At 73.2% G+C, this 3,984-nt stretch carries 5 protein-coding genes; 1 reads left to right on the top strand and 4 read right to left on the bottom strand.

Annotated features, from left to right (window positions below):
- Positions 1-49 precede the first annotated feature (49 nt).
- The 3 genes from ACIQOV_RS31185 to ACIQOV_RS31175 are packed head-to-tail and all read right to left on the bottom strand — an operon-like array spanning position 50 to position 1,667.
- Entirely contained in the window at positions 50-610 is a 561-nt protein-coding gene (locus tag ACIQOV_RS31185; protein WP_401053994.1) for a cytochrome P450, read from the bottom strand.
- The gene (locus ACIQOV_RS31180) at positions 505-1,164 is read right to left on the bottom strand and encodes a hypothetical protein (RefSeq protein ID WP_401053992.1); all 660 of its coding nucleotides are present in this window, start codon (positions 1,162-1,164) and stop codon (positions 505-507) included. Before ACIQOV_RS31180 ends, ACIQOV_RS31185 begins: the two co-directional genes overlap by 106 nt.
- Entirely contained in the window at positions 1,128-1,667 is a 540-nt protein-coding gene (locus ACIQOV_RS31175; RefSeq protein ID WP_401053991.1) for a cytochrome P450, read from the bottom strand. Before ACIQOV_RS31175 ends, ACIQOV_RS31180 begins: the two co-directional genes overlap by 37 nt.
- Before the next feature lie 294 nt (positions 1,668-1,961).
- On the opposite strand from ACIQOV_RS31175, the gene ACIQOV_RS31170 reads away from it, so the two are divergent.
- Entirely contained in the window at positions 1,962-3,383 is a 1,422-nt protein-coding gene (locus ACIQOV_RS31170; protein WP_401053990.1) for a pyridoxal phosphate-dependent decarboxylase family protein, read from the top strand.
- Positions 3,384-3,429: 46 nt separating this feature from the next.
- On the opposite strand, the gene ACIQOV_RS31165 is transcribed toward ACIQOV_RS31170, so the two are convergent.
- A complete protein-coding gene (locus ACIQOV_RS31165) occupies positions 3,430-3,933 on the bottom strand; it encodes a DinB family protein (RefSeq protein ID WP_380539721.1) in 504 nt (167 codons plus the stop codon).
- Between the last annotated feature and the right edge of the window lie 51 nt (positions 3,934-3,984).

Here is a 3,984-nt window from a genome sequence, read left to right as displayed (position 1 = left end):
GCCCGCTGAGCGTTCCCCACCGGGTGCGGGCGCCGGCCCGGCAGGCCGGTCACCAGGTGACCGGGAGCGCCTCGACGCCGTAGACCGTCGACCCCTCACGGAAGCGGAGCTCGGCCTCGGGGACGGCGAGCCGCAGGGCCGGGAAGCGCCGCAGCAGGGCCGGCAGGGCCACCTTCAGTTCCAGCCGGGCCAGTTGCTGGCCGAGGCACTGGTGGGCGCCGAAGCCGAAGGACAGCTGGGCGACCGGACGGCGGCGCAGGTCGAGGTCGTCCGGTCGCTCGGGGACGAGTTCGGGGTCGCGGTTCGCGGTCAGCGGGGAGAGCAGGACGTGCTCGCCCTCGGCGATCCGGTGGTCGTTGACCTCGACGTCGGCCGCGGCGGTGCGCAGGAGCGGTGCGGGGATGGCGAGATGGCGCAGCAGTTCCTCCACCGCCGGGCCGGTGGCCCCGGGGTCGTCGCGGAGGACGGCGAGCTGGTCCGGGTGGCGGAGCAACGCCAGCACGCTCAGGGCGAGTTGGGTCGCGGTGGTCTCGTGTCCGCCGACCAGGAGGGTGGTGCCGAAGCCGATGAGCTCCTCGTCGGTGAGCTCCGCGCCGTGCTGCCGCACCACCGCGCCCAGCACGCCGTCCCCGGGGTGGCCCGGTTGCGGGCCACGATGTCCGCCATGGCCGCGTTCAACTCGGCCGAGGCGGCGATCAGTTGACCGGCGTCGGCGGTTCCGTCCATGATCACCCGGGAGCAGCGCTGGAACATCGCCCTGGTCCCGTACGGGACGTCGAGCAGTTCGCAGATCGCCAGCGAGGGGATGGGCAGGGCGAAGGCCTCGACCAGATCGACGGCCGGGCCCTGCTCCGCCATCGCGTCGAGGTGCTCGGAGACGATCGTCTCGATCGCGGGCCGCAGCCGCTCGACCCGGTGGACGGTGAAGCTGCCGGTGAGCATCCGGCGCAGACGGCTGTGCTCCTCGCCGCTGTAGGCGGGCAGGAGGCCCGGCTGGTTGAACAGGGTGCGCGGCAGCGACGGGTCGATGCCGTTGCCCGTCACCAGGCGCTCGTCCGCGAAGGCGGCCCGGACGTCGCCGTACCCGGTGATGACGACGGCGTCGATCTCGCCGCGCACCGGGTGGGTCACGCGCAGCCGCGGCAGGCCGTCCTCCTCGCGCATCCGGCGGAGGTCCGGCGACGGGTCGAGGGCCGGGGCCTCCGGGTCCGGGGAGAGGATCTCTGCCGTGGTTGGGATGGTGTGGCGCGCCTCCGCAGCACCAGGTCCATGGCGATCACCTGGCCCGGGCGCCAGGACGACACCTGCTCCTCGGCGATGTCGGTCATCGTGTCGACGCTCGCGGCGATGCTGTCCCGGTGGAAGGCCGGCTGGAGCGCGCGCCGTTGGCGGAGGTGGAAATCCCGCTCGGAGGTGATGATGCCGTTCCCGATGAATGGCCGCGCGACGTCGAACAGCAGTCCTTTGCCGAACTTCCTGCTCTGCTTCAGGAGAACGTCGTGGACGGCCTCCGGTGAGTTCAGGACGAACACCGGACGATTCCCGAGGAATATCCTGACGATGTCGCCCCGGGCCCTGACCGACTGCAGGAACTCCACCCGCTGGACGGCCAGCTGCGGCAGGTGGCCGAGCAGTGGGAAGCGCCCCGGCGCCACGGGGGCCGCCACGGGAGCGGTGGTGGAACGCACAGCCCCGCACCTCCCTGAAGTCTCGGCTCGAAAATCCGCCCGACATTGGAACGTTCACTCGCCCGCGGTGCACGGTGATCACCGTCCGCCGGATCGGGAGAGGTCAAGGGACCGGCCGAAAATGCACCGCCGGAGTGATTTTGAGCCGAACGGCGCGAATTCCCCCACCTCCCCGTGCGTTTCAGGCCACCCGTCCCGGATTGGACCGGGACGCCGTCCGCACCTCGCCGTTAGCCTCGGGCGCACCGCCCAGTCGATCAACGGAGAATCGTCATGCACCCCGAACTCGCCGCCGATCTCGGCCGGTTGCCGGAACTCCTGGAGGAGACCCGGCAGCGTGCGCTCGCCTTCCTGGAGACCCTCGACGAACGGCCCGCGATCGGACGGGCCGGCGCGGAGCAGGCCGGCGCCGAGACCGTCGGCGCGGAGACCGCCGGCTCGCCGCTCGCCGAGGAGGGCGGCGGAATGCGGGCCGCCCTGGCGGAGTTCGCGGAGCGCTGGGAGCCGCGGCTGTCGGCGAGTACCGGGCCGCGCTACTTCGGGTTCGTGACCGGCGGGGCGACGCCGGCGGCGCTCGCGGGCGACTGGCTGACCTCGGCCGTGGACCAGAACTCCAACTCCTCGCTGGATCCGGCCGGTCAGCACCTGGAGCGGGAGACGGTCGGGTGGCTGCGCGAGCTGTTCGGGCTCTCGGCGGCGCACCGCGGCACCTTCGTGAGCGGCGCGACGATGTCGAACACGGTGGGGCTGGCGATCGCCCGCGAGTGGCTGGGCGAGCGGCTCGGCGTGGACGTCGCCGAGAACGGGGTCGGCGCGCTGGGCCCGGTCCGGGTGCTGTCGGGCAGTGCGCACTCCAGCGTCGCCAAGGCGCTGTCGGTGCTGGGCCTGGGCCGGACGGCGCTGCGGACGGTGCCCGTCCTGCCGGGCCGGGAGGCGGTGGACGTGGCCGCGCTGGAGCGGGCACTGACCGGGGCTCAGGGGCCGTGCGTCGTGGTGGCCAACGCCGGGACGGTCAACACCGTCGACTTCGACGACCTGCGCGCGATCGCCGCGCTGCGCGAGCGGTACGGGTTCTGGCTGCACGTGGACGCCGCGTTCGGCGCCTTCGCCGCGCTGTCGCCGGAGCACGCGGAGCTGGTGGCGGGGCTGGACCTCGCCGACTCGGTCTGCGTCGACCTGCACAAGTGGCTCAACGTGCCCTACGACAGCGCCGTGCAGTTCACCCGCCGCCCGGACCTCCAGGCCCGGGTCTTCCAGAACGCCGCCGCCTACCTCGGCCCTCTGAGCGAGCACCCGGACCTGGTCCACCTCACGCCGGAGAACTCCCACCGGCTGCGCGCCCTCGCCGCCTGGTTCACCCTGCGGGCGTACGGCCGCTCCGGGCACCGGGAGATCGTGGAGCGCTGCATCGCCGGTGCCCGGGCGCTCGGCGCGGAGGTGGCCCGGATCGAGGGCCTGGAACTGCTCGCCCCGGTGCGGCTGAACGTCGTCTGCTTCTCGCTGACGGCCGACCCGACCCCGGAGCGGCTGACCGCACTCGCCGACGGGCTGGCCGGCGAGGCCTTCCTCACCCCCACCCGCTACGCGGGGCGGCCCGCCCTGCGCGCCGCGTTCAGCAACTGGCGCACCACCGAGGCGGACGTCCGACGGACGGCGCGGGCGCTGGCCCGGGCCGTCCGCGGGCTGACGGCCTGAGCGCGAGCAGCGGACCGCGCGGGGACGGGCCGGGCGGAGTCCGGGGTCAGCTCCGGTTGTGGTCGCCCGTCCCCCCGTCGATCAGCTCGCGCAGGATGTCCATGTGCCCGGTGTGCCGGGCCGTCTCCGTGGTCATGTGGATCAGCACCCAGCGCAGCGAGACGGAGTTCCCCGACCAGGAGGTGCCGAGGTCGTCCAGTGCCAGCTCCCGGATCGTCTCGTCGGCGCCGGCCCGGGCCCGGGCGTAGAAGGCCAGGACGTCCGCCGTCGACTCGTGCGGCTCCACCCGCATGTCGGAGGAATCGTCGGCGTCGATGTCGAACGGCAGCGGTCCGCTCTCCCGGCCGAACGTCTCCCGGAACCAGCCGAGTTCGGCGCCGCCGAGGTGCTTCACCAGCCCCAGCAGATTGGTCCCGGAGGGCGTCATCGGACGGCGCAGCTGCTCGTCGTCCAGCCCCTCCAGCTTCCACAGCACCACATCGCGGTGCCGGTCCAGCGCCGCATGAAGGCTTTCCTTCTCCCCACCCGTGAAGGGCACACGATTGCTCATGCCGGGGACCGTACCAGCCGGCACCGACAGTCCGGCCCTACGGCCACGGCC

The organism is Kitasatospora sp. NPDC091257, from assembly GCF_044757675.1.
Taxonomy (GTDB): Bacteria; Actinomycetota; Actinomycetes; order Streptomycetales; family Streptomycetaceae; genus Kitasatospora; species Kitasatospora lactacystinica.
Note: the sequence above shows the minus strand (reverse complement) of the source record. Positions and strands in the feature narration are given on the sequence as shown.

What these genes read in the sequence shown, in the direction of transcription:
- ACIQOV_RS31180 (WP_401053992.1), bottom strand. Translation starts at nt 1,164, where the DNA reads ATGCGCGAGGAGGACGGCCTGCCGCGGCTGCGCGTGACCCACCCGGTG.
- ACIQOV_RS31170 (WP_401053990.1), top strand. Translation starts at nt 1,962, where the DNA reads ATGCACCCCGAACTCGCCGCCGATCTCGGCCGGTTGCCGGAACTCCTG.
- ACIQOV_RS31165 (WP_380539721.1), bottom strand. Translation starts at nt 3,933, where the DNA reads ATGAGCAATCGTGTGCCCTTCACGGGTGGGGAGAAGGAAAGCCTTCAT.